At 29.3% G+C, this 547-nt stretch carries 1 protein-coding gene; it reads right to left on the bottom strand.

Annotated features, from left to right (window positions below; all coding sequences use genetic code 11):
* Positions 1-17 precede the first annotated feature (17 nt).
* Positions 18-512 (bottom strand): hypothetical protein, encoded by a 495-nt coding sequence (locus C200_RS14085; RefSeq protein WP_016212551.1) that lies wholly within the window; start codon positions 510-512, stop codon positions 18-20.
* Between the last annotated feature and the right edge of the window lie 35 nt (positions 513-547).

Here is a 547-nt window from a genome sequence, read left to right on the forward strand (position 1 = left end):
AAATTTTGGGGATCATTTCAATCTTTTGTTTTTTGCTTTTCTAGGTGAGAGAATTGCCCTTCTTTTTTGACGCTAAATTCTGCGATAAGCTGTGAAATATGGAAAGGCAAGGGAGGGGCAGATTTTTTTGCTAGCGCATCGGTGATATTTTTCCGAGTTGTTATGATAACTTTATATTGATTAATTAAATTTTCTATATTATAGAACAAGCTGGATTTATTAAGCATAGGAGATAAACCATCTCTTATATTTTCACAGTATTTTTGCAAACAGTTTATCTTGAAAGATAATGATGTTCTAAATAAATTATCATTTTCTTTATTCCATACTTTGCTCGCTAATAATTTATCACTTTTTGACTGGATTGTATCATGTGGGATTTTTTGTATTAGGTTCTCTATTGCTTTTCTTTGTTGTGAATTTGTTTTTTTACCTAAAGTAATTGAACGTATTTTTTCAAGATTTTTCACTAATTTTATTGCTCTTATTTGAATATTTTTATTTTTATACAATGTTTATAACTCCTACAACCGCTGCGAGCCATGGA

It is taken from the genome of Piscirickettsia salmonis LF-89 = ATCC VR-1361 (genome assembly GCF_000297215.2).
GTDB lineage: Bacteria > Pseudomonadota > Gammaproteobacteria > Piscirickettsiales > Piscirickettsiaceae > Piscirickettsia > Piscirickettsia salmonis.